Source organism: Hamadaea sp. NPDC051192, assembly GCF_040682475.1.
Taxonomy (GTDB): domain Bacteria; phylum Actinomycetota; class Actinomycetes; order Mycobacteriales; family Micromonosporaceae; genus Hamadaea; species Hamadaea flava.
Genome location: NZ_JBFBAZ010000011.1, coordinates 57101 through 82259, shown reverse-complemented (window position 1 = coordinate 82259; position 25159 = coordinate 57101). Strand labels below are relative to the sequence as shown.

Genomic DNA, 25159 nt, shown 5'->3' with positions numbered 1-25159 from the left:
CTGATCGTAGGATGAACGGCGCAGACGGCGGATGAGGTCTTTCCCACATACTCTCGCCGATCTCCTGATGACAGAGAGTGGTCACTCGGCTCGGCTTTCATTTGCCACATTTCTCACGCAGAATGGGGCGGTTGGCCAATCCCCACCCCGGGTAACCAGGCCCGTCCGACGGCCACTGCACACAGTTTCCCCACGAGACGGCGGCAAAGTGACTACCCCCATGCCCACCACCTGGAACAGCTCCCCCGGCGACGGACGAGCGGCGCCGGGCACCGTGATCGGCGGGCGCTACTCCCTGCGTACCGCGATCGGCACCGGCGGCATGGGCACGGTCTGGCGCGCCTCCGACACCCTGCTTCGCCGGGACGTCGCCGTGAAGGAGGTCGTCTGCCCGCCCGGGATGGCGGCATCCGACCGGGACGCGATGTACGAGCGGACGATGCGTGAGGCTCGGGCGGCAGCCGCGTTGGCGCACCCCTCCGTCGTTCAGGTCTACGACGTCGTCACCGAGGGCGGCCGGCCGTGGATCGTGATGGAACTGCTCGACGCCCGCAGCTTGGCTGACATGGTCATCGAAGGCGGCCCGCTGGCCCCGCGTACCGTGGCCAAGATCGGCGTCGCCCTGCTCGGCGCGCTCGAGGTCGCCCACGCGGCCGGGGTGCTGCACCGCGACGTGAAGCCCGCCAACGTGCTGATCTGCCAGGACGGCCGCTGCGTCCTCACCGACTTCGGCGTGGCCCGGATGCCCAGCGACGTGCAGCTCACGACGCCGGGCATGGTGCTGGGCTCGCCGCACTTCATCTCGCCGGAACGCGCGATGGGGCACGCCTTCGGGCCGCCCAGCGACCTGTTCTCGCTCGGCGTCACGCTGTTCACCGCGGTCGAGGGGCGTCCGCCGTTCGACAAGGGCGACCCGCTGGCCACCATGCACGCGGTGGTCGAGGAGCCGCCGGCGCCGATGCAGCTGGCCGGGCCGCTCGTCGACGTGCTCAGCGGTCTGCTGATCAAGGACCCGTCCCGCCGCTGGGACGTGCCCCGAGCCCGCGCGACGCTGCGTGACCTGCTCGCCGGGGACCTGGCGCAGCAGCCCAGCGCGCCGAGCTACACCGACCCGTGGTCGGTCATGCCGACGCCGCAGGGGCAGTGGACGGACCCGACCGCGGTCGCGCCGACCAGCCCGCCCGTGGCGGGCAAGCCGCCCAAGCAGGTCGGCGGCCGGGCGCTGCTGGCCACCGGCGACATGCCCCAGTTCGGCGCCGGCCATCTGCCGTCCGGCCCGCCGAGGAGCGGGAACATGGCCGGGGCGATGGAGGCCACCGGCGCGATGCCGCAGCTGCCGACCGGGGCGATGCCGCAGGTCAAGCGCAGCTCGGGCTCGCTGGTCGACAAGTTCCGCGGGCTGCCCAAGGGTGCCCGGATCGGCCTGGCCGCCGGGCTCGCCGCCGTGGTGCTCATCGGCACGGTGGCCGCCGCGAGCAGCTTGTTCGGCGGCTCCGGAACGCCCGAGGCCGGGTCCACCAGCCCCGGCCCGAAGACCAGCGCCAGCGCGCCCGCCAGTCCGCAGGCCCAGCCGGTGGTCTACACCGGCAAGGGCTACAAGATCACCTTCCCGATCGGCTGGAAGAAGGGCAGCGGGATCGCCAACGGCATCGAGTACCGCGATCCCAAGGTCACCAACCGCTACGTCCGGGTCCAGGTCTACAGCGGCAAGAACGTGGACAGCGCGGTCGACTCGAAGGTCAAGGACCTCCAGAAGGCCGGCACCTGCGAGACCTACGAGCAGCTGGGCATCACGCCCACCACGCTCGCCGCGCAGGACGGCAGCCAGCTCGAGTACCTGTGCACCCCGAAGGGCCAGGACCAGCGGCACGGGACATATACGGTGATCACCGCGGACGGCAAGACCTACCGCATCCAGACCTCGACCGAGGCCAGCGACTGGGATGAGGCCAAGCCCGTCTTCGAGGAGATCGCACAGACTTTCACCCTGGTGTAGCGCACGGCTCTCCCGATCCCGGGACATCGCGCGGAGCACTGTGCTAAAAATCGCCCATGACCGACCACACCGCGCCAGACCCCGCGCTCACCGAGTCGCTCTTGGCCAGCGTCCGCGCCTGGATCGACGACGATCCCGACCCGGCCGATCGCGACGAACTGACCGCGCTGCTCGACGCGGGCGACACCGCCGAGCTGGCGGACCGGTTCTCCGGGCCGCTGACCTTCGGGACGGCCGGTCTGCGCGGCCCGCTGCGGGCCGGTCCCAACGGCATGAATCTGGCAGTCGTACGCCAGGCGGCGGCGGGCTTGATCAGGTGGTTGCTGGCCAACGAGACGACGGCGGCGGAGCCGATCGTCATCGGATACGACGCCCGGCGGGGCTCGAAGCAGTTCGCGGAGGAGACCGCGCGGGTGGCGACCGGTGCCGGGCTGCGTGCGCTCGTGATGCCCCGGAACCTGCCGACGCCGCTGCTCGCCTTCGCCGTACGCCACCTCGGCGGCAGCGCCGGCGTGATGGTCACCGCGTCGCACAACCCGCCGCAGGACAACGGATACAAGGTCTACCTCGGCGCCCGCCTCGGCGGCGCGCTCGGCGCGGGCGCACAGATCGTCCCGCCCGTCGACGGTGAGATCTCAGACCGGATCGCCGCCGTGACGAAGCTCGCCGACGTGCCTCTCGGCGACGCCGGTGAGCTGCTCGACGAGTCCATCGTGACGGCGTACCTGGACCGGGCGGCGTCGACTGTGGACGCCGACGGACCGCGTGACCTCGTGGTGGCGTACACGCCGATGCACGGAGTCGGCGGCCAGGTGGCGGCCGACGCGTTCGTCCGCGCCGGGTTCGCCGAGCCGCACCACGTCGACGCACAGTGGACTCCGGACGGCACGTTCCCGACGGTCAGCTTCCCCAATCCGGAGGAGCCCGGCGCGATGGACCGGGTGATCGCGCTGGCCAAACAGGTGAACGCCGACATCGCGATCGCCAGCGACCCGGACGCCGACCGGTGCGCCGTCGCGATCCCCGCGCCCGCCTCCCCCGGTGGCTGGCGGATGCTGCGGGGCGACGAGGTGGGCGTCCTGCTCGCCGACCACCTGATGCGACGGGGCCGCCGCGGCACGTACGCCACCACGATCGTGTCGTCGTCGCTGCTCAAGACGCTGACCGCGGAACGCGGCCTCGGGTACGCCGAGACGCTGACCGGGTTCAAGTGGATCTCCCGATCCGCCGCCGACCTGTGCTTCGGATACGAGGAGGCCCTCGGCTACTGCGTCGACCCCGACGGCGTACGCGACAAGGACGGGATCACCGCCGCCCTGGTGGTGGCCGAACTGGCCGCCGGGTTGAAGGCCGAACGGCGTACGCTCGCCGACCGGCTGGACGAGATCGCCGCCCAGCACGGCGTCTACGCCACCGACCAGCTCTCCGTACGCGTCGACGACCTCACCGAGATCTCCGACGCCATGGCCCGGCTGCGGTCGAAGACCCCGACGACACTGCTCGACGAACCGGTGAGCTCCGCCGAGGACCTGCTGCCCGACGCCGACGTCGTGATCCTGCGTACGGGCGAATGCCGGGTCGTCGTCCGGCCCTCCGGCACCGAGCCGAAGCTCAAGGCGTACCTGGAGGTGCGGGAGGCGGTCGTGGACGGCGACCTGGCCGCCGCCCGGGAACGGGCGAGCGCCGCCCTCACCGCTCTGCGTACGGAAACCGCCGCCGCGCTGGGCATCTGGTCGGTCGCGCCCTAACAGTTACCGGTAGGTTGTGAATCCGTGGACGTACTCGTCGTTGATCACCCGCTCGCCCAGTCCCGGCTGACCGCCATGCGCGACGCCCGCACGGACTCCGCGACGTTCCGGGCCGCCCTGCACGAGCTGAGCACCATGCTCGCGTACGAAGCCGCGCGGTCCTTCGCAGCCGAGAAGTATCCGGTGCAGACCCCGGTCGCCACCGCGCAGGGCACCAAGCTGGCCAACCCGCCGCTCATCGTGCCGGTGCTGCGGGCCGGGCTCGGCATGGCGGACGCCGTCCTGGCCCTGCTCCCGGAGTCGTCCATGGGCTTCGTCGGGCTGGCCCGCGACGAGCACACCTTCGAGCCGCGGGCGTACATGGAGTCGCTGCCGGCCGACCTGCGCGGCCTGCCGGTGCTCGTCCTCGACCCGATGCTGGCCACCGGCGGCTCGCTGGAGCACTGCTGCCGGCTGCTGGTCGACCGGGGCTGCACCGACATCACCGTGCTCAGCGTCATCTGCGCGCCCGAGGGCATCGCCCGCCTGGAGGGAACCGGGCTGCCGATCCGGCTCGTCACCGCCAGCGTCGACGAGCGCCTGAACGAGCAGATGTTCATCGTCCCCGGCCTGGGCGACGCCGGCGACCGCCAATTCGGCGGCATGCCCCGCTTCTAACCCCCTCCCCCGGCCTCCCCGGCCCCCCGGCCTCCCCCGCCTCCCCGGCCTCCCCCGGCCTCCCCCGGCCTCCCCGGCCTCCCCGTTGATCATGGAGTTAACTGTTGCGTCGCCGGTGTGTCGCCACCGGAAACTCCATGATCAACCAGTTCGGCGCACCCCCGTTGATCATGGAGTTGACCACCTCGACACGCCGTCGAGACCACAGTTAACTCCATGATCAACGGGGACAGGGGTGGGGGAGGCGGAGCGGGGGCGAGGGGGGCGGGAGCGAGCGGGGCGGGGGTGGAGCGGGAGCGGGGTGGTGGCGCTCGGAGATAGGCTTTCGGGCATGACAGTCACCGCACCTGCGCTTACCGAGGTGACCGGGTCGAATGCCGCCTTGCGGGCGTTCTTGCACGGGTTGCCCGGCGTGGACAAGGTGGGGGCCGACGCCCGTGCCGCCGCGCTCGGCACCCGGTCGATCAAGACGTCGTCGAAGGTGTTCGCGATCGATCTCGCGATCAGCATGGTCGACCTGACGACGCTGGAGGGCGCCGACACCCCCGGAAAGGTCCGGGCGCTGGCGACCAAGGCGCTGCGGCCCGATCCGCTCGACCCGAGTTGTCCTTCGACCGCCGCCGTCTGCGTCTACCCGTCGATGGTCAACGACGTCCGGGAGATCGTGGCCGGTTCGACGGTCAAGATCGCCAGCGTCGCGACCGCGTTCCCGTCCGGTCAGGCGTCGCTCAAGGTGAAGATCGACGACGTACGCGACGCCGTGGCGGCGGGCGCGGACGAGATCGACATGGTGATCAACCGGGGCGCGTTCCTGGCCGGCCGGTATCTCGAGGTGTTCGACGAGATCGTGGCGGTCAAGGGCGCCTGCGGCGACGCCCGGCTCAAGGTGATCATGGAGACCGGCGAGCTGGTGACCTACGACAACGTCCGCCGGGCGTCGTGGCTGTCGATGCTGGCCGGGGCGGACTTCATCAAGACGTCGACGGGCAAGATCTCGCCCGCCGCGACCCCGCCGGTGACGCTGATCATGCTGGAGGCGGTCCGGGACTTCCTCGCGGCCACCGGCCGGCAGGTCGGGGTGAAGCCCGCCGGGGGCATCCGGACGTCCAAGGACGCCATCAAGTACCTGGTGCTCGTGAACGAGACCGCCGGGGACGGCTGGCTGGACCCGCACTGGTTCCGGTTCGGCGCCTCATCGCTGCTCAACGACCTGTTGTTGCAGCGCAACAAGATGAAGACCGGGCATTACTCCGGTCCCGACTACGTCACTCTGGACTGAGCGCCATGGCTGTTTTCGAGTACGCGCCCGCGCCCGAGTCGCGCGCGATCGTCAACCTCAAGCCCTCGTACGGGCTGTTCATCGACGGCGACTTCGTCGAGGGGACGGAGACGTTCAAGTCGATCTCCCCCGCGTCGGAGGAGGTCCTCGCCGAGGTCGCGGACGCGACCGAGGCCGACGTCGACCGCGCGGTCGCGGCGGCGCGGCGGGCGTACGAGAAGGTCTGGGGCCCGATGCCCGGGGCGGAACGGGCGAAGTACCTGTTCCGGATCGCCCGGCTGATCCAGGAGCGCAGCCGCGAGCTGGCCGTCCTGGAGTCGCTGGACAACGGCAAGCCGATCCGGGAGTCCCGGGACGTCGACCTGCCGCTCGTCGCCGCGCACTTCTTCTACTACGCGGGCTGGGCCGACAAGCTCGACCATGCCGGCTACGGGCCGAACCCGAAGCCGCACGGCGTCGCCGGGCAGATCATCCCGTGGAACTTCCCGCTGCTCATGCTCGCGTGGAAGATCGCGCCCGCGCTCGCGGCCGGTAACACGGTGGTGCTCAAGCCGGCCGAGACGACGCCGTTGACGGCGCTGCTGTTCGCCGAGATCTGCCAGCAGGCCGACCTGCCGCCGGGCGTGGTCAACATCCTCACCGGCGCGGGCACCACCGGGGCGGCGCTGGTCAACCACCCGGACGTCGACAAGGTCGCGTTCACCGGGTCGACCGAGGTCGGCCGTCTCATCGCCCGCGCGGTGGCCGGGACCAAGAAGAAGGTCACCCTGGAGCTGGGCGGCAAGGCCGCCAACATCGTCTTCGAGGACGCGGCGATCGACCAGGCGGTCGAGGGCATCGTCAACGGCATCTTCTTCAACCAGGGGCACGTCTGCTGCGCCGGGTCGCGGCTGCTGGTCCAGGAGTCGGTGGCCGACGAGGTGCTCGAATCGCTCAAGCGCCGGATGGCGACGCTGCGGCTCGGCGACCCGCTGGACAAGAACACCGACATCGGCGCGATCAACTCGGCCGAGCAGCTGGCCCGGATCAAGGAGCTGACCGCGGCCGGGTCGCAGGAGGGCGCCGAGGTCTGGTCGCCGCCGTGCGAGCTGCCCGCCCGCGGTTTCTGGTTCGCGCCGACCCTGTTCACCGGCGTCTCACAGGCCCATCGGATCGCCCGCGAGGAGATCTTCGGCCCGGTCCTGTCGGTGCTCACCTTCCGCACGCCGGCCGAGGCGATCGAGAAGGCCAACAACACGCCGTACGGGCTGTCGGCCGGGATCTGGACCGAGAAGGGCTCCCGCATCCTCGCCGTCGCGGATCAGCTGCGCGCCGGGGTCGTGTGGGCCAACACGTTCAACAAGTTCGACCCGACGTCGCCGTTCGGCGGCTACAAGGAGTCCGGTTACGGTCGCGAAGGCGGCCGGCACGGCCTGGAGGCGTACCTTGCCCACTAGAGACAGCGCCACCAAAGACAGTGCGAGGCTGGCGGTCCGGAAGACCTACAAGCTGTTCATCGGGGGCGCGTTCCCGCGCAGCGAGTCAGGCCGCAGCTACGTCGTCACCGACGCGAAGGGGCAGTTCGTGGCCAACGCCTCCCAGGCGTCCCGCAAGGACGCACGCGACGCCGTACTGGCCGCTCGGGGCGCTGTCGCGAAGTGGTCCGGCGCGACGGCGTACAACCGGGGTCAGATCCTGTATCGCGTGGCCGAGATGCTGGAGGGGCGCCGCGATCAGTTCGTGGCGGAGCTGCGGACTTTCGGCCTCGCCGCGGGCGCGGCCACCGCGGAGGTCGAGTCCGCGATCGATCGTTGGGTCTGGTACGCGGGCTGGAGCGACAAGGTCGCGCAGGTCGTGGGCGGGGCGAACCCCGTGGCCGGGCCGTTCTTCAACATCTCCGCCCCGGAGCCGACGGGCGTGGTCGCGATCGTGGCCCCGCACGAGCCCGCCCTGTTGGGGCTGGTCAGCGTGGTGGCACCGGCGATCGTGACGGGCAACACGGTGGTGGTGGTCGCGAGTGAGCCGCGACCGACGCCCGCGATCACACTGGCCGAGGTACTGGCCACATCGGACTTGCCGGGCGGCGTGGTGAACATCCTCACCGGCTCGCCGGCCGAGATCGCGCCGTGGCTGGCGTCGCACTCCGACGTCAACGGCCTGGACCTGGCCGGGATCGAGGACGCGGAGCTGGCCAAGGACCTGGAGATCGCGGCGGCCGACACGCTCAAACGCCTGGTACGCCCGGCTTCGGTGGACTGGTCGGCCGATCCGGGCCTGAGCCGCATGACGCCGTTCCTGGAGACCAAGACGGTCTGGCATCCCAAGAGCTTCGAGGGCGCGAAGGGTACCGCCTACTAGCGCGAGAAGATCACCTAGGGGATGTGATTTGGGGGACGCCTCGGGGGGATTCCCGATCCGTGGGAGAAACCTCGGAAGTAGCTTGATCCCGTGACTGTCCTGGAGATCGCGCGGTTGCAGTTCGCGACCACCACCATCATCCATTTCCTGTTCGTCCTGCTGACGCTGGGACTGGTGACGCTGTTGGTCGTCCTGCAGACGACCTGGGCGATCACGAAGAAGCCGATGTACGAGCGGCAGACCCGCTTCTGGGGTCGGCTCTACGTGATCAACTACTTCCTCGGGATCGCCACCGGCGTGGTCCTGGAGTTGCAGTTCGGGACGAGCTGGAGCGGGCTGTCGCACTACCTCGGCAACGTGTTCGGCGCGCCGCTCGCGATGGAGACGATCATCGCGTTCTTCCTGGAGTCCACCTTCCTCGGGTTGTGGATCTTCGGCTGGGGGCGGCTGAACCGCTGGGTGCACACCGCGTTGATCTGGCTGGTCGCGTTGACGGCGTACGCCAGCGTCTTCTGGGTCATGGTCGCCAACTCGTTCCTCCAGCACCCGGTCGGCTACGACAAGGGCGCCGACGGCGTCATCCGGCTGACCGACATCGGGGCGCTGTTGTCGAACAAGTCGCTGGTGATGGCGCTTCCGCACGTCGTGTTCGCGGCCATCTCGGTCGGCGGCTTCGTGATGGCCGGGATCAGCGCGTGGCACTTCATCCGGCGTACGCAGGAAGTGGAGTTCTTCCGCAAGTCCCTGCGGCTCGGCGTGGTGACCGCGGCCATCGGCGGCTTCTTCGTGGTCGGCTTCGGCTACGCCCAGTACGGCTTCGTGTCCGACCTCCAGCCGACCAAGTTCGGTGACGACGCGGCGAAGGCGGCGGCCGTGGCCGACTTCACCGCCCGGTTCGGCCCCGGCGACTACCACCTGCCCGCGTACGCGAGCACGGCTCTGGGCTTCATGATCCTCATCGGCAATCTGCTGCCCATGGTGATGTTCCTGATCCCGCTGTTCTTCCGGGACTGGATCATCCGCTGGCGGTTCCCGCTCTATCTGCTGCTCCTGGCCATTCCACTGCCGTTCCTGGCGGCCAGCCTCGGCTGGCTGTTCCGGGAGGGCGGCCGGCAGCCGTTCGCGGCGTACGGGCTGCTCCCGTTGCAGGACGCGGTCACGCCAGGCGGCTCGCCCGGCGCGATGCTCACGGCGTACGCGGTCTTCACGACCGTCCTCGTCGCGCTGGCGGTCACCGACTGGGTGCTGATCGCCCGGGCCGCCAACCGAGGCCCGGTGGACCCCGCTCCCGACGCCCTGACCCCGTTGGCCTAAGGACCTGTGATGACTTTCCTGCTCGCACTGCTCTTCGGCGGCTACTTCGTCCTAGGTGGACTGGATTACGGCGTCGCCCTGGTCTCGCGGGGGCGCGCCGACCTCGACCGGGTCGCCCCGGTGTTCCTCGGCAACGAGGTCTGGCTCGTGGGCGCCGTCGGCCTGCTCTTCGGGGCGTACCCGCTGAACGAGGGTGAGCTGCTGTCGCAGCAACGCGTACCGGTCGGGGTGGCGCTGCTCGGCGTGATCCTGGTGACCGCGGCCTACGGCCTCCGGCTGTTCCGGCGTACGCCCGGCGGGGTGGGCCTCCTGGACGGGGTGGCCCGCATCGGCGGGGCGCTGGCCCTGATCGGCTGGGGCGCGGCACTCGGCGGCATCTGGCAGGGCGGCACCTTCCACGTCACAGCGGTGACCGGCGCATGCGCGCTCGGCCTGCTCGCCTTGGGTGGTCTGCACGGTTGGGCGTTCGTCTCCCGCCGCTGGGCGATCTTGGGCGGGACGAGCGTCGTCATCCTCGCGCTCACCTTCGCGGCGGGCAGTGCGGTGGATTGGCACGTTGCCGACTCGGCCACCCTCGACCTGGTCCGACCGGCCGCGTACGCCCTGCTCCCGCTCGTGCTCCTGGCTCAGGCGGCGACCTGGTGGATGTTCCGTACGCGACACCCGCGCCAGGCTCCCGTCGCAAGCTGACCCGGATCTGCTTCACTGCCAGCATGCGGCCTTTCGATCCTCGGCTGCTCCGGGCGGCGCCGGCCGCCCGGGGCGACGCGGCGCTGCTCGCGGCGGCGGGCGCCGGTGTTGCACTGGCCGCCGTCGGATCGGCCTACGCCCTGGCACGGACGCTCGTGGCCGCCGCGGACGGCAGACTCGACGCGGTCGCCCTGGCCGGGTTCGTCGTGGCGCTCGGCCTGCGAGCACTGCTCGCCGCGGCGAGCGGCCTGGCCGCGGCTCGGATGTCGGCCACGGTCAAGGCGCAGCTTCGCGACGACCTGCTCAAGGCGGTCGGCGATCGGGGACCGGCTTGGCTGACCGGGCAACGCGCGGGCGAGTTGGCCACCCTCACCGGACGCGGGCTCGACGCCCTCGACGGCTACTTCACCGGGTACCTGCCGCAGCTGATCCTCGGCGTCACGGTGCCCGCCGCAGTCCTGATCACGCTCGCGGCCAGCGACTTGACCAGCGCGATCATCGTGCTCGTGACACTGCCGCTGCTGCCGATCTTCGGCATCCTCATCGGCTGGCAGACCCAGGCCACCACCGAGCGGCAGTGGCGGCGGCTGCAGATGCTCGGCGGGCACTTCCTCGACATGGTGGCGGGCCTGCCGACGCTGCGGGCCTTCGGCCGCGCGCAGGCCCAGGTCTCCGCCGTACGCAAGATGGCCGACCAGCATCGGGTCGCCACCATGCAGACGCTGCGGGTCGCCTTCCTCTCCGCGCTCGTGCTCGAACTCGTCGGCACGATCTCGGTGGCCCTGGTCGCCGTCCCGGTCGGGCTTCGGCTGCTCAGCGGCAGCCTGACCCTCTCGACCGCGCTGCTCGTGCTGCTACTCACGCCGGAGGCGTACGCGCCGCTTCGCGCGGCGGGCAGCCGGTTCCACGCCAGCATGGAAGGCCTGACCGCGCTCGATCAGGCCTTCACCCTCATCGCCGCCGATTCGCCCGCCGCCGACTCCCTCGCCGCCGACTCCCTCGCCGTCGATTCGGCCCGGATCACGGATCTAGGTCGAATCACTGCCCAAGATTCGACCCGGAACCCTGATCCAGCCCAGAGGGGTCCGGCTCGGGAGCCTGCGGTAGCGCCGGTGGACGCGTCGATACTCGTGCGGGTCGACGGGGTGACCGTCGAGTACGAGCGGGGGCCGGCCCTCAAGGACGCCGTCCTGGAGGTGCGGCGCGGCGACCGGATCGCCCTCGTCGGGCCGAGCGGCGGCGGCAAGAGCACCCTGGTCGGGCTCATGCTCGGCTTCGTCACGCCGACGACCGGCGCGGTGCTGCGGGGGGAAGACGACCTCGACGCCTGGCGGCGGCGCATCGCGTGGGTGCCGCAGAAGGCGCATCTCTTCGCGGCCACCCTCGCCGAGAACATCGCTCTCGGGGCGCCGGACGCGACTCGGACCGAGATCGAGGCGGCGGCTCGGGCGGCGTACCTCGACGAGGTCGTGGCGAGTCTCCCGGACGGCCTCGACACGCCGCTGGGCGAGCGCGGTCACGGCCTGTCCAGCGGGGAACGCCAGCGACTCGCCCTCGCCCGCGCCTTTCTGCGTGTCCAGCGGTACCCGCTGGGCTCCGACGGGCTAGCCGCCCGGCACGAGATAAGTGCTGAATTGATCTTGTTGGACGAGCCCACCTCGCGGCTGGACGCGAAGAGCGAGCAGGCGGTGATCGAGGCGACCGAGCGGCTCATCGCGGATCGGACCGCGGTGTTCGTGGCGCACCGGCCCGCGATGCTGCGGCTGGCCACGCGGGTCGTGCGGGTCGAGGACGGGCGTCTCATCGAACGAGCCGAGGTGCCGGCATGACGTGGGACCTGATCCGGCCGATGCTGTGGCGCCTGGGGGGCGCGGGCCTGCTCGCGACCGTCACGGAGCTGTCCGGCCTCGGGCTCATGGCCACCGCGACGTGGCTGCTCATGACCGCGGCGGGCCAGCCCCCGATCACCGCGCTCACCGTCGCCATCGTCGCGGTCCGCGCCCTGGCGATCTCCCGGGGAGCTTTCCGGTACGCCGAGCGCCTGGCCGGTCACGACGCCGTGCTCCGCATCGTGACCGAGGTACGCGCGCGCGTGTTCGCCTCACTCACGCGGCAGCCCGGGTTGGTGGCGCGCCGGGGTGACGCGCTGTCCCGCATGGTCTCCGATGTGGACGCCGTGCAGGACCTGGTCGTACGCGTCGCGCTGCCGGCCTTCGCGGCCGCTCTGGCCGGCGCCGTGGCCGTGGTGGCCGCCGTCGCCATCGACCCGCTCGCCGGGCTCGTGCTGGCCGTCGGCCTCCTGATCTGCGGCCTGCTGCTGCCCGCGATGGCTGCCCGGATGACGTCGTCCGCCAGTGCCGAACTCGCGCCCCTGCGCGCCGCGTACGCCGTGTCGACGATCGACCTCGTGCACGGTGCTGCTGACCTGGCCGCGTACGGCGCCCGGGAAGCCTTCGAGCAGTCCGCCGCCGGTACGGCCACGCAACTGGCGACGGTGGAGAAGCGCCTGGCCCGGCGGGCACTCGGCGTGGACCTGCTCGGTTCGCTCGTGATCGCCGCGACCGCCGCCGGGGTGGTGCTCGCCGCACTCGCCCAGGACGTCCCCGGCGTCTGGATCGGGGTCCTCGCGGTCGGCACGCTCGCCGCGGGCGAGATCGCGCTTTCGCTGGTCGCCGCCGCTCGCAAGCGCGCCGAGATCTCCGGGGCGCTCGCTCGCCTCCGGCCGCTACTCGCTCCCTCTCCCGCCGCCGCTGCTCCCGCCGCCGCTCCCGCCGCCGCTCCCGCCGCTGGCGCCGGCGCTGGTAAGCGGCAGATCAGGGATATGCATGCTTCCGAGCCCCAAGATCGCATGCATAACCCTGATCTGCCCGAAACCGCCGAGCACGAATCCGCGGAGCGCGAGACGGCGGAGCGCGAGAAGGCGCAGCCGGGCGAGGTGCGGCTGGACGAGGTCACGGTCCGGTACCGCGCGGGCGGCGTACCAGCGCTGGAGGGCTTCTCGCTGACGTTGCCGCCGGGTTCGAAGACCGCCCTGGTCGGGCCGAGTGGTGCGGGCAAGTCCACGGTGCTCGGCCTGCTGTCCGGCGCGATCGCCCCCAGCGACGGCGCGGTCACGTACGCCGGCCGGCCGCTGCCGGAGGAGGCGTACGACTTGGTGGGCGGCTTGTTCGCGGACGCGGCCGTGTTCCACGCGAGTGTCCTGGACAACGTGACGCTGGGCCGTTCGTCCACCCTGGAGGAACGGAATGCCGCCGCCGAGGCGGCCGGGTTGCTCGACTGGATCGAGGCGCAGCCGGACGGCTGGGACACCCTGGTCGGCGAGGAGGGCGCCGCGATGTCCGGCGGGCAGCGGCAGCGGCTGACGCTGGCGCGAGCGCTGCTTCACGCGCCGCCGGTCCTGGTGCTGGACGAGCCGACCGAGGGGCTGGACCCGCAGCACGCGGACGAGGTTCTCCGCCGGGTGCTGGCGTACGCCGGAGACCGGACGGTTGTCCTGGTAACGCACCGAACCGCCGAAACGAGCGCTTTCGACACGGTCGTCACGCTGGCTTAGCCGAGTCGTCTTGGCTGGGTGCCGAGTCAGCTTGGTTGGTGCCGATAGGACCGCGCGACCGATGCGGGCAGTGATCTGAAGGTCACATACTGAAGCATGGTCGCGGAGGACACCCCGCTCGTCCGGCGGGTACGAGATTCGGTGATCGGTGACGACCAGGTCATGTGGGGTCCCTACGGCCCCCGCCGGGTCACGTACGCCGACTACACCGCGTCCGGCCGGGCACTGAGCTTTCTCGAGGACTTCGTCCGGAACGAGGTCCTGCCGAGGTACGCGAACACGCACACCGAGTCCTCCGGCACCGGACGGCAGACGACGCGTCTACGGGAGGACGCGCGGCGGATCATCCACGACGCGGTCGGCGGGGACGAGAACACCGTCGTGATCTTCACCGGGTCGGGGTCGACCGGCGCGATCGACAAGATGGTCGGCATTCTCGGCATCCGGCTGCCGGCCGAACTCGACGACCGTTATCGGCTGCGCGAGCAGATCCCGGCGGCCGAGCGCCCGGTGGTGTTCATCGGCCCGTTCGAGCATCACTCCAACGAGTTGCCGTGGCGGGAGTCCATCGCCGACGTCGTGGTCATCCCCGAGGATCACGACGGCCACATCGACGTCGAGGCGCTGGAACGGGAACTCGTCCGGTACGCCGACCGCCCTCTCAAGATCGGCTCGTTCTCGGCGGCGTCCAACGTCACCGGCATCGTGAGCGACACCCACGGCATCTCCGACCTGCTGCACCGGCACGGCGCGCTGTCGTTCTGGGACTTCGCGGCCGCCGCGCCCTACGTCGAGATCGAGATGTCCGGGCGATGTACGCGGTACCCGCTGGCGTACAAGGACGCGATCTTCCTGTCCCCGCACAAGTTCGTCGGCGGACCGGGCAGTTCGGGCGTCCTGATCGTCCGGCGCGAGTTGCTGCGCAATCGCGTACCGACGGTGCCCGGTGGCGGCACGGTGGACTACGTCAACGCCGTCGAGCACCACTACCTGTCCGACCCCGCGCACCGCGAGGAGGGCGGCACCCCGGCGATCGTCGGCGACATCCGCGCCGGACTGGTCTTCCAGCTCAAGGAGGCCGTCGGGGCCGGAGTCATCCGGGCCCAGGAGGAAGACTTCCTGCGCCGGGCCATCGCCTCCTGGCGACAGGACCCCCACCTCGACGTGCTCGGCAATCTCGAGGCCGAGCGCCTCTCCATCGTCTCCTTCGTGGTACGCGCACCGACGCGTCGCTATCTGCACCACAACTACGTGGTGGCGCTGCTCAGCGACCTGTTCGGGATCCAGTCCCGGGGCGGCTGCTCGTGCGCCGGACCCTATGGGCACCGGCTGCTCGGCATCGACCTGGATCGGTCGCACCGGTTCGAGCAGGAGATCCTCGCCGGCTGTGAGGGGATCAAACCGGGCTGGGTCCGGGTCAGCTTCAACTACTTCATCTCCGAGGCCGTGTACCAGTACATCGTCGAGGCGGTGCACCTCGTGGCGGCGTACGGCTGGCGGCTGCTGCCCGACTACCGGTTCGACGCGCGCACGGGGTTGTGGCGGCACTCCGACGGCATCGTCGAGCCCCCGTTGCGGCTGGATCGGCTGCGCTACGACGCGACCGGCCGGCTCCGGCATCCGACCCAGCACGAGCGCGCCCCCGAGAGCGCATTGCCCGACTACCTCGCGTACGCCCGCGACGTCTTCGACAAGCACGCCGACCGCGCGTACGCCGACGGGACCGCCGGCGCGGGGGTGTCCCCCCGTTTCGAGGAGCTGCGCTGGTTCGAGTTGCCGGACGAATGCCTGGTCACGCCGCGGTGAGACGGCCCGGCGTACACCCTGTGGACAAGTCGCCGATCCGGGCGCACGGACCGTGCGTCCAACGACTAGGGTTGTGCGTTGAGTCACCGACAGGACAGTCCAGGAGGACGCAGTGGCGGAGGAACCCACCGAGTTCTGGGGCGAATTGGCCATCGACCCGGTCGAGATCGCCTTGCCGCGCGGGAGCGGCTTCACCCTGCGGGCGTACCGATCGTCGACCACCTTCACGCCGACGGACGTCTCCGAGCGGCCCGAGGACGACGACCCCTTCGCGCGTAAGCCGGACGCCGCTCTCGAGGACGACGAGGAAGAGCTGCCCGACTTCGACGAGGAGGAGCTGACCCGCCAGGCGCTGGGCCAGGCCGACGAAGACGAGGCCGCCGGCAAGCCCCGCAAGGCTTCCGACACCAGCGTCGACCTCGAGCCGATCGACGACGAGGAGGCGGCCGAGGCCGCCGAGTCCGAGGACGAGGAAGAGGCGGCCGAGGAAGAGGCGGAGGACGTCGAAGAGGTCCCGCTCTTCCTCACGCACAGGGGCAAGCTGCTGCTCTTCAAGAGCGCGGAAGGCCTGGTCGAGTTCGTGAAGTCGGGCGCGGCGAACGACATGTCCCAGTTGCCGGAATGGGAGCGCCTGACCGACGAGATCGACGTCGAGCAGCTCACGCCGGCCGATGACGACACCTACGAGCTCGACCTCGTCGTCGAAAACCTGCGCGGCGGGCATGACGCCTGGGACCCGAACCTCATCCTCAGCGCGGGCGAGGTCTCCCGGGACATCGCCTACTCGCTGCGCCTCAACGACGTGCTGGGCATGCTGTCCCCCGGTTCGCCCCTGGACGACCTCGACGAGGCGCTCCGGTCGGCCGGCTCGGGCGGCGTCGGCGGGTTCCTCGCCAAGCGGCGGGTCCGCAAAATCGGGGCACAACAGGCAAGTCTCGGCTGGCGAACGGTGATCGGCAAGATCTCCGGCATCGTGGACTGGCGCGACTGACAGTTCCAAGGCAGCATCAAACCTTGGCACACGACAGTCCCGGGAGGAGGACGACGCCGTGGCGCTCGTTCGGGTGTATTGCGGTTTGGCTTCGGCCGACACAGGGGTGGCCGGCGACGAAGGCTGGCTGACCGCCGCGGTCGTCGACGATTCAGGCCGTCTGCTTGAGGTCTGCGAGATCGGCGACGACGCGAACGGGTACGCGACGCTCAGCAGCCTGCTCGCCGAGCGCTCCAGCGCGCCGTCGGGCGTGGCGGTCGCCGCCGACAGCGACGATCACCTCGTCACCATGCTGCTGACGACGGCGGGCCGTCCGTTGTCCGTCGTCGACGACGACGCTGCCGACGACTACGCCGAGCGCTTCGCCGACGACGAGTCCCAGGAGGAGATCGAGTCGGAGCCGGCCGAGCGCCGGGCCGTCGGTCTCGCCCGGGCGCTCCAGGCCGGTGCATTGTCGGCCCAGGCTGGTCCGGCTCCTCGGGATCTGGCCGGGCTCAAGCCCGTGCTCTCCGCCCACTCGGCGCTGACGCACGGCCGCCACGGCGCGGCCGGCGCCCTGCGCGAGGTGCTTCGCGAGCTGTATCCGGCGGCGCTCCGGGCGTACCCGGACCCGGCGGAGCCGGTGGCGCTGACCATTCTGGACCTCCTTCCCGAACCCGGTCTGCTCGCCGCCCCGGCCACCGGCCGCAACCGTGACACCGCCCTCGCCGTCGACTCGGTCGCCGCTCAGGTCGCCGCGTCCGGCGTCACCGACCACGCCAGCGCGCTGGAAGCAGTGACCGCGTTGCGCGTCGCGATCGCGGAGACCCCCCGCCGCGGCGGGGTGACCAAGCATCTGACCAGTGCCATCGCCGAGACCGTCCGGCAAGCGGTGGCCGCCGTCCGAGCCTGCGACGCGGCCTGCGCCGCCCTCATCGACTCGGTCGCGGCCCGGGTCGCGACCCCGGCTCCGGCCAAGGGCCGGCGGGCCGCCACCCCGATCACGCCTCTGCGGGCGGTTCGTGAGGCGCCCGAGCCGCCGGTCACGCGCATTCCGGCCGCTCGCCGCAACCGAGCGCCGCTGGCTCCGGTCTCGGCCAGCCCGGTCTCGGCTGAGCCGGTCTCGGCCGCTCCGGCTACCGTGACACCTGTTTCGGCGACGCCCGTCTCGGCAACACCCGTCTCCGCGACGCCCGTCTCGGCAACGCCCGTCTCCGCGACGCCGGTCTCGGCAACGCCCGTCTCGGCAACGCCGGTCTCCCCGGCGGCCCCGCTGCCGCCCGGCTTCGAGCCGACTCCGGCCGTGGGTGTGCCGATGGTGCAGCCGACCGCCGCCCAGCCCATCATTCAGCCGGCCGCGCCGCAGCCGATGGCGCAGCCGGTCGTCCAGCCACAGCCCGTCGCAGCTCAGCCGGTCGCGGCTCAGCCCGTGTCGGCTCCGCAACCGGTGGCACAGCCGGCCCACCAGCCGCAGCCCGTCGCCGTCGCGCAGACCGCCGTGCCGCAGCCGGTGTCGGGCCAGCCGATGCCGACCCGGCAGCCGCAGGCCATGCCGATGGCGCAGCCCGCCGCCAACCCGGTGCCCGCGCAGCGCGTACCGGTCGAGCCCGAGCCGCTGCCGTCCCGGATCACTCCGGCGGAGACCGGCGCGCCGTTCGTGCCGAAGCTCAGCCAGGCCGCGATCAACAACGCGCGGGCCGAGCGACTCACCGCGCCGCCCGCCGAACCCCTGCTCGCCGCGTTGGACGAGCAGGGCGCCGGAGCCGCCGCAGCCGAGATCGTGTTCCCGCTGAGCCGCCCGGCCGCCCCGGCCAACGGCGGCGAGGTGCCGGGCGCCCGATCGTCCTGGCCGCTGCTCGGCGACCGGGACGAGCCCGAGGCGTACACGCCGGAGCAGCCGGAGGTCCGCGACTTCGGGACCGGCGGCTACGACAAGGTCACGCCGCCGTGGCTCGCCGACGACCTGAAGCTGCCGGAGCCGCCCGCGTTGCGCCTGGTCGACGCGGCCGCGCTCGACGAGCCGCTGCCGGGTCGGGTCCGCCGCAGTAGTGGTCCCGACCCGTTGGACGCCAACGTGTCGATGCCCGATGACGCCGACGGCGACCTGCTGATCTTCTCCACCGTCCGGTCCGCTTGGTTCACCGGGCAGGCCGACGAGGCCGTCGAGGACGAGCCGACCTGGAACTCCGAGATGGACCTCGGCTGGCAGGCGGCGCAGCACGCCTCGCACCCGGACATCGTCGAGCAGACCCGGGCCGGGCTGCCCAAGCGCGTACCGCAGGCCAACCTGGTGCCGGGATCGCCGATCGCGGCGCCCGAACGCCCGCTGCAGATCGTGCGCGACCCGCAGCGGCTGGCGCAGCACACCTCGGGCTACTTCCGGGGTTGGCGTCGTGGCCAGGAAGTCAACGGTTACGCCGTCGGCGGCCGGCCGGGCCGGGAGTCGGCGGGTGGCTGGGACTTCAGCCGGGACAACGACCGCGACGACCGCGACGACTACGGCTACCGAACCGCTGGATACGGCAGGTAGCATTCGAACCTCTTTGCCAAGCCCTACCCGTGAAGTAAGCCACACGGACGGGGCTTGACCTTACCTGCGGCGAGGCGAGAGCATACGCCAGCAGCAGTTTCAGGTTCGGAGGCGGTTCATGAGTGTCACCCGACGCGGATTCCTGTCCCTGGGAGCCGCGGTGGCAGCGGGGTCGGCGCTCACCGGTTGTGGCGTCCTCAACGGTTCGTCGGCGACGGCCACCGAGAACAAGGTGCTGAGCACGGACCCGATCCGGGTCGGCGCGACGCTGGAACTCTCGGGCAGCGGCACGGTCTCCGGCCGGCTGCAGGAGCGCGCCATCGCGATCGCCCTGGCCGAACTCAACGTCGACGGCGTACGCGTCGGCGACAGCTATCGCAAGCTCGACGTGGTCATCCGCGACAACCAGAGCGACGCCGCGACCGCGACCGCCGTCGCCGAGGAGTTCGCCGAGATGGGCGTAGCCGCCATCATCGGCGGCCTGAGCGCCGAAGCCGCGTTCGCCACCCTCAAGGTGGCCGAGGCGAAGCACGTGCCGTACCTGTCGTTCTGCGCCGCCGACGCCATCTCCATTCCGTTGAGCACGCGGAAGTTCACCTACAAGCTGGCGCCGAACGCCTCGGACGTCGGGACTCGGCTGGCCCGCCGCATGCGCGCCGCCGGCCAGCGGGACGTCGTCATCCTCTCCACCGACGACACGCTCGGTTCTGACGGCGTACGCGCGACCAAGGCAGCCCTGACGGCGGCTGGACGCAAGTTGGTGGACACGGTCGAGCTGGCCGCCTCGGGCAAGGACTTCGCCGGAGCGGCCGCCCGGGCTGTCGAGGAGAAGCCGGACGCGGTCGTCGTCTGGACGTCGCCCGCCAACGCCGTACGCGCTGTGCAGGCGCTCAAGGACACCGACGAGAACCCGGCGATCTACCTGCCGCCGACCGCGATCGACGACGACACCTTGAAGGAGGACAACGCCTCCGTCATGGAAGGCGTGTACGTCCTCTACTCGCCGGTGCTGGCCGGGGCGCCGTTCATCGTGAACACCGCCAGCGGCCGGGAGATCCGGCTGTTCGTCAACCGCTACAACCAGGAATACGGCGCGTTCAGCGGCTGCATGCCGTACGCCGTCGACGCCTTGGCGCTGGTGGCCGCGGCCGCCCGGCGCGTCTCCACCGTGGAGGGGCGCCGATTGCGGGGTGCGCTGGAGTCCACCCCCTACGACGGTGTCGCCGGGGCGTACGGCTTCAGCCCGATCGACCACGGCGGGATGGCCCCCGAAGTGCTGGCCCTGTTCCAGGCCAAGGGCGGGGCCTGGCAGCGCCTCTGAGGCCCGCTCAGCCCACGGAACACGCAAACGAAAGAGCGGCCTCCCGCGTAGGGGGCCGCTCTTCTCGTCGTGACCGGCGTCAGGCCGGAATGCCGGTACGCGTCCGCCGCATGTTCAGCACGTATTCCACCAGGCCGATGAGCACCTGCTTGGTGGACTCGCGGCCACGGGCGTCACACGGCAGCACCGGGACCTCCGGGGAGATCGCGAGCGCGTCGCGAACGTCCTGCTCGGAGTGGAACTGCGTACCGTCGAAGCAGTTGATCGCCACGACGTACGGCAGCTTGCGATGCTCGAAGAAGTCGATCGCCGCGAAGCAGTCGGCCAGCCGCCGGGTGTCGACGAGGACGACCGCGCCGATCGCGCCGCGGACCAGCTCGTCCCACATGAACCAGAACCGCGTCTGGCCCGGCGTACCGAACAGGTACAGGATCAGGTCGCGGTCGATCGAGATCCGGCCGAAGTCCATCGCGACCGTGGTCGTCGTCTTGCCCGGCACCTGCCGGGTGTCGTCGACCCCGACGCCCGCGGACGTCATGATCGCTTCGGTGGTCAACGGGGTGATCTCCGATACCGACCCGACCAGCGTGGTCTTGCCCACGCCGAAGCCACCGGCGATGACGATCTTCGCCGAGGTCACCCGTCCCACGTTAGGACGGTGCGACATTTCAGAGCCTCCGAAGTCCACTCAGCACCCTCTCCAGCAACTCAGTGCCTACTGCGTCATTGGTCTCGAACGAGGTCGGCTCATAGACCGCGACGAGACCATCTGCGGCCATATCAGCGATGAGAACCCGCGCCACGCCGAGCGGCAGCTGCATCCGCGCCGCGATCTCGGCCAGCGACTGCAGGCGGCCGTCGCACAGTGAGGCGATGTGCTGGTGTTCCCGGCCCGCGCCTTTGGTCGACTGCGTCGACCGGCCACGCATGGTCGTCTCCACCAGCGCTTCGATCGCGATCTCCAGCCTGGGCCGGGTGCGACCTCGGGTAACGGCGTACGGCCGAACCAGCGCACCGGTCGGTTCTTCGCGTTCAACCATCTAGCCGTTCACCCCCTTCCAAACCCGCCGTGGACCCTCCACTGCGGGTTCGTACCGCGCGCGTCCTCAGTTGAGCATGCCCGCCGCCGCCCGCGGGGCCGGCGTGAGCGCATCGCCCACCCGATCCACCAGCAGCGCCATCTCGTAGCCGACCTGACCGACGTCGCAGCTGCGCGCGGCGAGAACGGCGAACGAGGAACCGTCCGAAATGGACATCAGGAACAGGAACCCGTTGTCCATCTCCACGACGGTCTGCAGGACAGCCCCGCCCTCGAAGCATCGCGCGGCGCCCTGGGTCAGGCTGACCAGGCCGGAGGAGATCGCCGCCAACTGGTCGGCGCGGTCCCGCGGCAGGTCACGTGACGACGCCAGGAGCAGGCCGTCGGCGGAGACTGCGACCGCGTGGGCGACTCCCGGGACGCGATCCGCGAAGTTGGCGAGGAGCCAACCCAGATCCTGCGTTGATGTCATGCCTCATGCTCCTTGCCACCTTGCCGCCCGTTCGGGTTCGAACCAGCGGTCGAGTCATCGTCTTTCTGCTGCGTACGGCCTCGCTGCACACCGCGGTGGTATGCGGAGAGCAGGCCGCGAACACCTTCGGGCGTACGCCGGTCCAGCGTCGTGCCGCCCTTGTCCACACCGCCCGGGACCAGCTGCGCCATCGGAACACGCTTGGGCAGGCCGGAGCCGGTAACTTCGGTCGAATCCTCGTTCGAGGCGGACGCGGCCGCCGTGGCCGCCTTCCAGCCGTCGTCGGCGATCGTCTGCCAGCTCGGCGCGTACGGCGCCGGAACCGTGTACCCCGTAGGGCGGTCGTTGCTCCCCATGCCTGCACTACCCGCCATCGTGCTCGAACGCTGTTGCTCTCCGTCCCGAGCGCCCCCACCGGCGATCGTCGGATACTGCCCCGTGGCCTGCTCGGTCGCGGGAACGGTGGCGTACGGCCCGGCGGCCGTCTCCGCGGTGATCCGCGGGATCTGCGCGGTGGCCGAGGCGTCGGCCGCGTCGGCCAGTTCGCCGGCGGCCGGCTTGCGCGTCCGGAACCAGGCCGACTCCAGCTCCCGGAAGATCGGCAGCTCCATCGTCTCGTCCGCGGGCGGCACGTGACGATCCGGCATGGCGGGCGCGGGCGGCACGTACGCGAGGGTCGGCCGCGGCTCCGCCCCGGCCGTCGGAACGGCCGGGTAGTCAGACGTCCGCTCGGTCGGGCGCTGCGGCAGCGGCTCGCCGACCGACGGTGTCGTCGGGACGTTGGGCGTCGTCGGCATGGTGACCGGCGGCCAGACCGGCAGCGACGGCGCGGTCGGCGATGCGCTCGCCGGGCCGCTGACCGGGGTCGAGCTGACCGGAGCCGAGCTGACCGGTACGCCGCTGACGGGGTATCCGCTGACCGGAGCGCCGCTCACCGGGTATCCGCTGACCGGGACACTGCTGATCGGCGGGGTGCCCGTCGTGGGCATCGCCTCCGGCGAGGTCGGCATCTGGCGCGGGATGCCCACGCCGTCCGACATCAGTTCGCCGTCGACCGTCCAGCTCTCCTGCGGCCGGCGAGTCGGTAGCGGGTCGTGGTCGGCCGGGCCGGATCCGTTGACCGGGCCGGCCGGGGCGGCCGGGCGGCCGTTGACCCCGGTGAGGTCGGACCACGCCGGCATCGAGCGGCCGTTGACGGGCTCGGGCATCGGCGGGACGTTCGGGGCGGCCGGCGCTTCGAAGATGCGCGGCGGCTGCTGCTCGTACGCCGGACGCTGAGCCTGGCCCGGACGCTGGCCCGGCGCCTGGCGCTGCACCGGCCCGCTCTCCAGCGCCAGCGGCTGGGCGAACGGGGAACGCGGCGGCGTCTGGGCCGGCGGAGCCTGTGGCGTGACGGGCCGGCTCGGGGCCTGACCGCGCCCGGACAGCGCCCGCGGCACAAGCACGGACTGCGGCAGCGTGACGTCGGCGATGGTGCCCCGGTCGGTGGCGGGTCGCAGCTCGGTCTTGACGCCGTGCCGGGCGGCGAGCCGCGCGACCACGACCAGACCCATCATCCGGGAGACCGCCACGTCCACCATGGGCGGCGTGGCGAGCCGCTCGTTGATGTCGGCGAGCATCTCGTTGGAGATGCCGATGCCCTGGTCCTCGACGTAGAGGACGGCGCGGTCGCCGACCCGCCGCGCCTCGACCATGACGATCGAGTCCGGCGGCGAGAACGCGGTCGCGTTGTCGAACAGCTCTGCGACGAGGTGGACGAGGTCGTTGACGGCGTGCGAGGCGACCTCGATGTCCCGGTCGACCGTGCCGAACTCGATGCGGGTGTAGTGCTCGACCTCGGACTGCGCGGCGCGGAGCACGTCCACCAGGGACGCCGGGTCGCGCTGGACGCGGGTCGAGTCGGCGCCTGCCAGCACCAGGAGGTTTTCGTCGTTGCGGCGCATCCGGGTGGCCAGGTGGTCGAGCTGGAACAGCTCGGCCAGCCGGTCCGGGTCCTCCTCGCCGCGTTCGAGCCGGTCGAGGTGGCCGATGAGCCGGTCGACCAGGATCTGCGAACGTCGGGCCAGGTTGACGAACATCGTCGCGACGGAGGACCGCAGGGCGGCCTGCTCGGCCGCGGTACGCACGGCTTCCAGGTGGACGGCGTTGAACGCCTCGGTCACCTGGCCGAACTCGTCCTTGCTGCGGACCGGCAGCGGGTCGGCGATCTGCGTCGCGACCTGGGCCGGGGACAGCTGCGCGGAGATCGACGGATCACGCAGCCGGGCGACCGCCTGGGGCAGCCCGTACTGGGCGACGTTGAGCGCGCCGTGCCGCAGTTCGCGCAGCGACCGGGCCATCGACCGGGCCACGAGCCAGGCGAACAGGATCGCCAGGATCAGCGCGCCCAGCAGCAGACCGGTCTGCACCAGGACCTGCCGGGTGACGTCGTCCCGGACACGGGTCGCCTCGCTGGCCGCGTCGGCGTCGACCTTCTCCTCGACCTTGCGGACGAGGTCGGCCGCCTCGGAGTGCGACTGGTCCCAGTTCTGCGCGGTGAACGTCAGGGTGGACATCTGCGGCGAGCTCATCGACTCGATCAGCCCCTGGTCGAGGCTGACCTCTCGGAATGCCCGGCCGCTGGTGCGGGTGGTCCAGATCTCGAACTCGTCCGCCGTCGCGAGCAGCTTGAACGCGTTGAAGGCCTGCTCGGAACCCATCAGGGTGGCGATGTAGTCGTCCTTCATCTGCGTCGTCATGGTGCCGCTGGCGAACGCGTTCAGGACGATGATCCGCTTCTGCGCCTGATATTCCTTGTACTTGGCGAGCTGCGCGCCGGCCTGCATCCGCTCGGACAGCGAGGTGTCGCCGGCCAACCGTGCGGTGTAGTCCCGCAGCTGGTTCAGGTCGCCGATGATCGAGCTGTAGGTCGAGGCGACGTCGCTGGCCTGGGACTTGGCGTTCTTCGTGCCGTCCCGGACCGGGCCGAGCGCCTGCAGACCCTGGGTGACGTTCTCCAGCGTCGCGGTGAACTTGGCGGGCAGGTCGGTCGTCGACAGCGACTGCACCTGCTGGAGGTAGTCGTCCTTGGCCTTGTCCGTCGCGGTGATGACCTGGTCGAGCGCGCTCAGCGCGGTCTGCCGGGCCGCCTTGTCGGTGCCGGCGCCCAGCGCCATGACCGCCTTGGCCCGTTCTTCCTGCAGCTCATGGGCGAGCTCGCCGGCCTCGGTGTTGACGTTCGCGAAGGTACGCGCACGGTCCGCCAGCTCGACCGTATCCATCTGGCCGACCAGACCGTTGACACCGACGACGATGGTGGCCAGCGTCGGCACCACCATGATGAGGCCAAGTTTGGCCCAGATGGGCATGTCCCGGAGTCGACCCGCCGGTCGACGGAGACGCGAAAGGACCGAACTATCCGATCCTGGCCGCTTGCTCACGTCACCGTCCTTCCCACAACGGGCCGCC

General features: G+C 71.0%; 18 protein-coding genes. 14 read left to right on the top strand and 4 right to left on the bottom strand.

The features are described 5' to 3' along the window. Positions 1 to 220: 220 nt before the first annotated feature. The 14 genes from AB0M47_RS07425 (at position 221) to AB0M47_RS07360 (ending at position 20201) form a co-directional block, all read left to right on the top strand. On the top strand, positions 221 to 1996 hold the full coding sequence (locus AB0M47_RS07425) for a serine/threonine-protein kinase (protein ID WP_363409894.1): 1776 nt from the start codon (positions 221 to 223) through the stop codon (positions 1994 to 1996). A 56-nt stretch (positions 1997 to 2052) separates the two neighbouring features. After that, complete coding sequence (locus AB0M47_RS07420) at positions 2053 to 3744, top strand: phospho-sugar mutase (protein WP_363409891.1); 1692 nt, start codon at positions 2053 to 2055, stop codon at positions 3742 to 3744. 24 nt (positions 3745 to 3768) lie between these two features. Continuing rightward, positions 3769 to 4401, top strand: coding sequence for a uracil phosphoribosyltransferase (gene upp / locus AB0M47_RS07415; protein ID WP_363409888.1), 633 nt, complete (start codon positions 3769 to 3771; stop codon positions 4399 to 4401). Positions 4402 to 4732: 331 nt separating this feature from the next. Next, on the top strand, positions 4733 to 5680 hold the full coding sequence (deoC, locus tag AB0M47_RS07410) for a deoxyribose-phosphate aldolase (protein WP_363409885.1): 948 nt from the start codon (positions 4733 to 4735) through the stop codon (positions 5678 to 5680). 5 nt (positions 5681 to 5685) lie between these two features. Beyond that, positions 5686 to 7116, top strand: a complete 1431-nt coding sequence (locus tag AB0M47_RS07405; RefSeq protein WP_363409882.1) for an aldehyde dehydrogenase family protein — start codon at positions 5686 to 5688, stop codon at positions 7114 to 7116. Continuing rightward, the gene (locus AB0M47_RS07400) at positions 7106 to 8017 is read left to right on the top strand and encodes an aldehyde dehydrogenase family protein (protein ID WP_363409879.1); all 912 of its coding nucleotides are present in this window, start codon (positions 7106 to 7108) and stop codon (positions 8015 to 8017) included. The genes AB0M47_RS07405 and AB0M47_RS07400 overlap by 11 nt, the downstream gene beginning before the upstream one ends. 90 nt (positions 8018 to 8107) lie before the next feature. Then, positions 8108 to 9331 carry a cytochrome ubiquinol oxidase subunit I gene (locus tag AB0M47_RS07395; protein WP_363409876.1) on the top strand — a complete coding sequence of 408 codons (1224 nt, stop codon included), beginning with the start codon at positions 8108 to 8110 and terminating at the stop codon, positions 9329 to 9331. A 9-nt stretch (positions 9332 to 9340) separates the two neighbouring features. Then, complete coding sequence (locus tag AB0M47_RS07390) at positions 9341 to 10021, top strand: cytochrome d ubiquinol oxidase subunit II (RefSeq protein WP_363409873.1); 681 nt, start codon at positions 9341 to 9343, stop codon at positions 10019 to 10021. A 23-nt stretch (positions 10022 to 10044) separates the two neighbouring features. After that, entirely contained in the window at positions 10045 to 11850 is a 1806-nt protein-coding gene (cydD, locus tag AB0M47_RS07385; RefSeq protein ID WP_363409870.1) for a thiol reductant ABC exporter subunit CydD, read from the top strand. Continuing rightward, positions 11847 to 13574, top strand: coding sequence for an ATP-binding cassette domain-containing protein (locus AB0M47_RS07380; RefSeq protein WP_363409867.1), 1728 nt, complete (start codon positions 11847 to 11849; stop codon positions 13572 to 13574). The genes cydD and AB0M47_RS07380 overlap by 4 nt, the downstream gene beginning before the upstream one ends. A gap of 96 nt (positions 13575 to 13670) precedes the next feature. Further along, positions 13671 to 15380: an aminotransferase class V-fold PLP-dependent enzyme gene (locus AB0M47_RS07375; RefSeq protein WP_363409864.1), complete on the top strand. Its 1710-nt coding sequence runs from the start codon at positions 13671 to 13673 to the stop codon at positions 15378 to 15380. A 112-nt stretch (positions 15381 to 15492) separates the two neighbouring features. Then, positions 15493 to 16371, top strand: a complete 879-nt coding sequence (locus AB0M47_RS07370) for a DNA primase (RefSeq protein WP_363409861.1) — start codon at positions 15493 to 15495, stop codon at positions 16369 to 16371. 58 nt (positions 16372 to 16429) lie between these two features. Continuing rightward, the gene (locus AB0M47_RS07365; RefSeq protein ID WP_363409858.1) at positions 16430 to 18880 is read left to right on the top strand and encodes a transposase; all 2451 of its coding nucleotides are present in this window, start codon (positions 16430 to 16432) and stop codon (positions 18878 to 18880) included. Positions 18881 to 18998: 118 nt separating this feature from the next. Further along, the gene (locus AB0M47_RS07360) at positions 18999 to 20201 is read left to right on the top strand and encodes an ABC transporter substrate-binding protein (protein ID WP_363409855.1); all 1203 of its coding nucleotides are present in this window, start codon (positions 18999 to 19001) and stop codon (positions 20199 to 20201) included. Positions 20202 to 20280: 79 nt separating this feature from the next. Here AB0M47_RS07360 and AB0M47_RS07355 read toward each other — a convergent pair whose 3' ends face one another. The 4 genes from AB0M47_RS07355 to AB0M47_RS07340 all read right to left on the bottom strand — a co-directional run bounded on the left by AB0M47_RS07355 (position 20281) and on the right by AB0M47_RS07340 (position 25059). Continuing rightward, positions 20281 to 20868: an ATP/GTP-binding protein gene (locus AB0M47_RS07355; protein WP_363409852.1), complete on the bottom strand. Its 588-nt coding sequence runs from the start codon at positions 20866 to 20868 to the stop codon at positions 20281 to 20283. Position 20869: 1 nt separating this feature from the next. Beyond that, complete coding sequence (locus tag AB0M47_RS07350; RefSeq protein WP_253758075.1) at positions 20870 to 21241, bottom strand: DUF742 domain-containing protein; 372 nt, start codon at positions 21239 to 21241, stop codon at positions 20870 to 20872. A gap of 66 nt (positions 21242 to 21307) precedes the next feature. After that, on the bottom strand, positions 21308 to 21712 hold the full coding sequence (locus AB0M47_RS07345; protein ID WP_253758077.1) for a roadblock/LC7 domain-containing protein: 405 nt from the start codon (positions 21710 to 21712) through the stop codon (positions 21308 to 21310). Next, positions 21709 to 25059, bottom strand: a complete 3351-nt coding sequence (locus AB0M47_RS07340) for a nitrate- and nitrite sensing domain-containing protein (protein WP_363409848.1) — start codon at positions 25057 to 25059, stop codon at positions 21709 to 21711. Before AB0M47_RS07340 ends, AB0M47_RS07345 begins: the two co-directional genes overlap by 4 nt. Positions 25060 to 25159 lie beyond the last annotated feature (100 nt).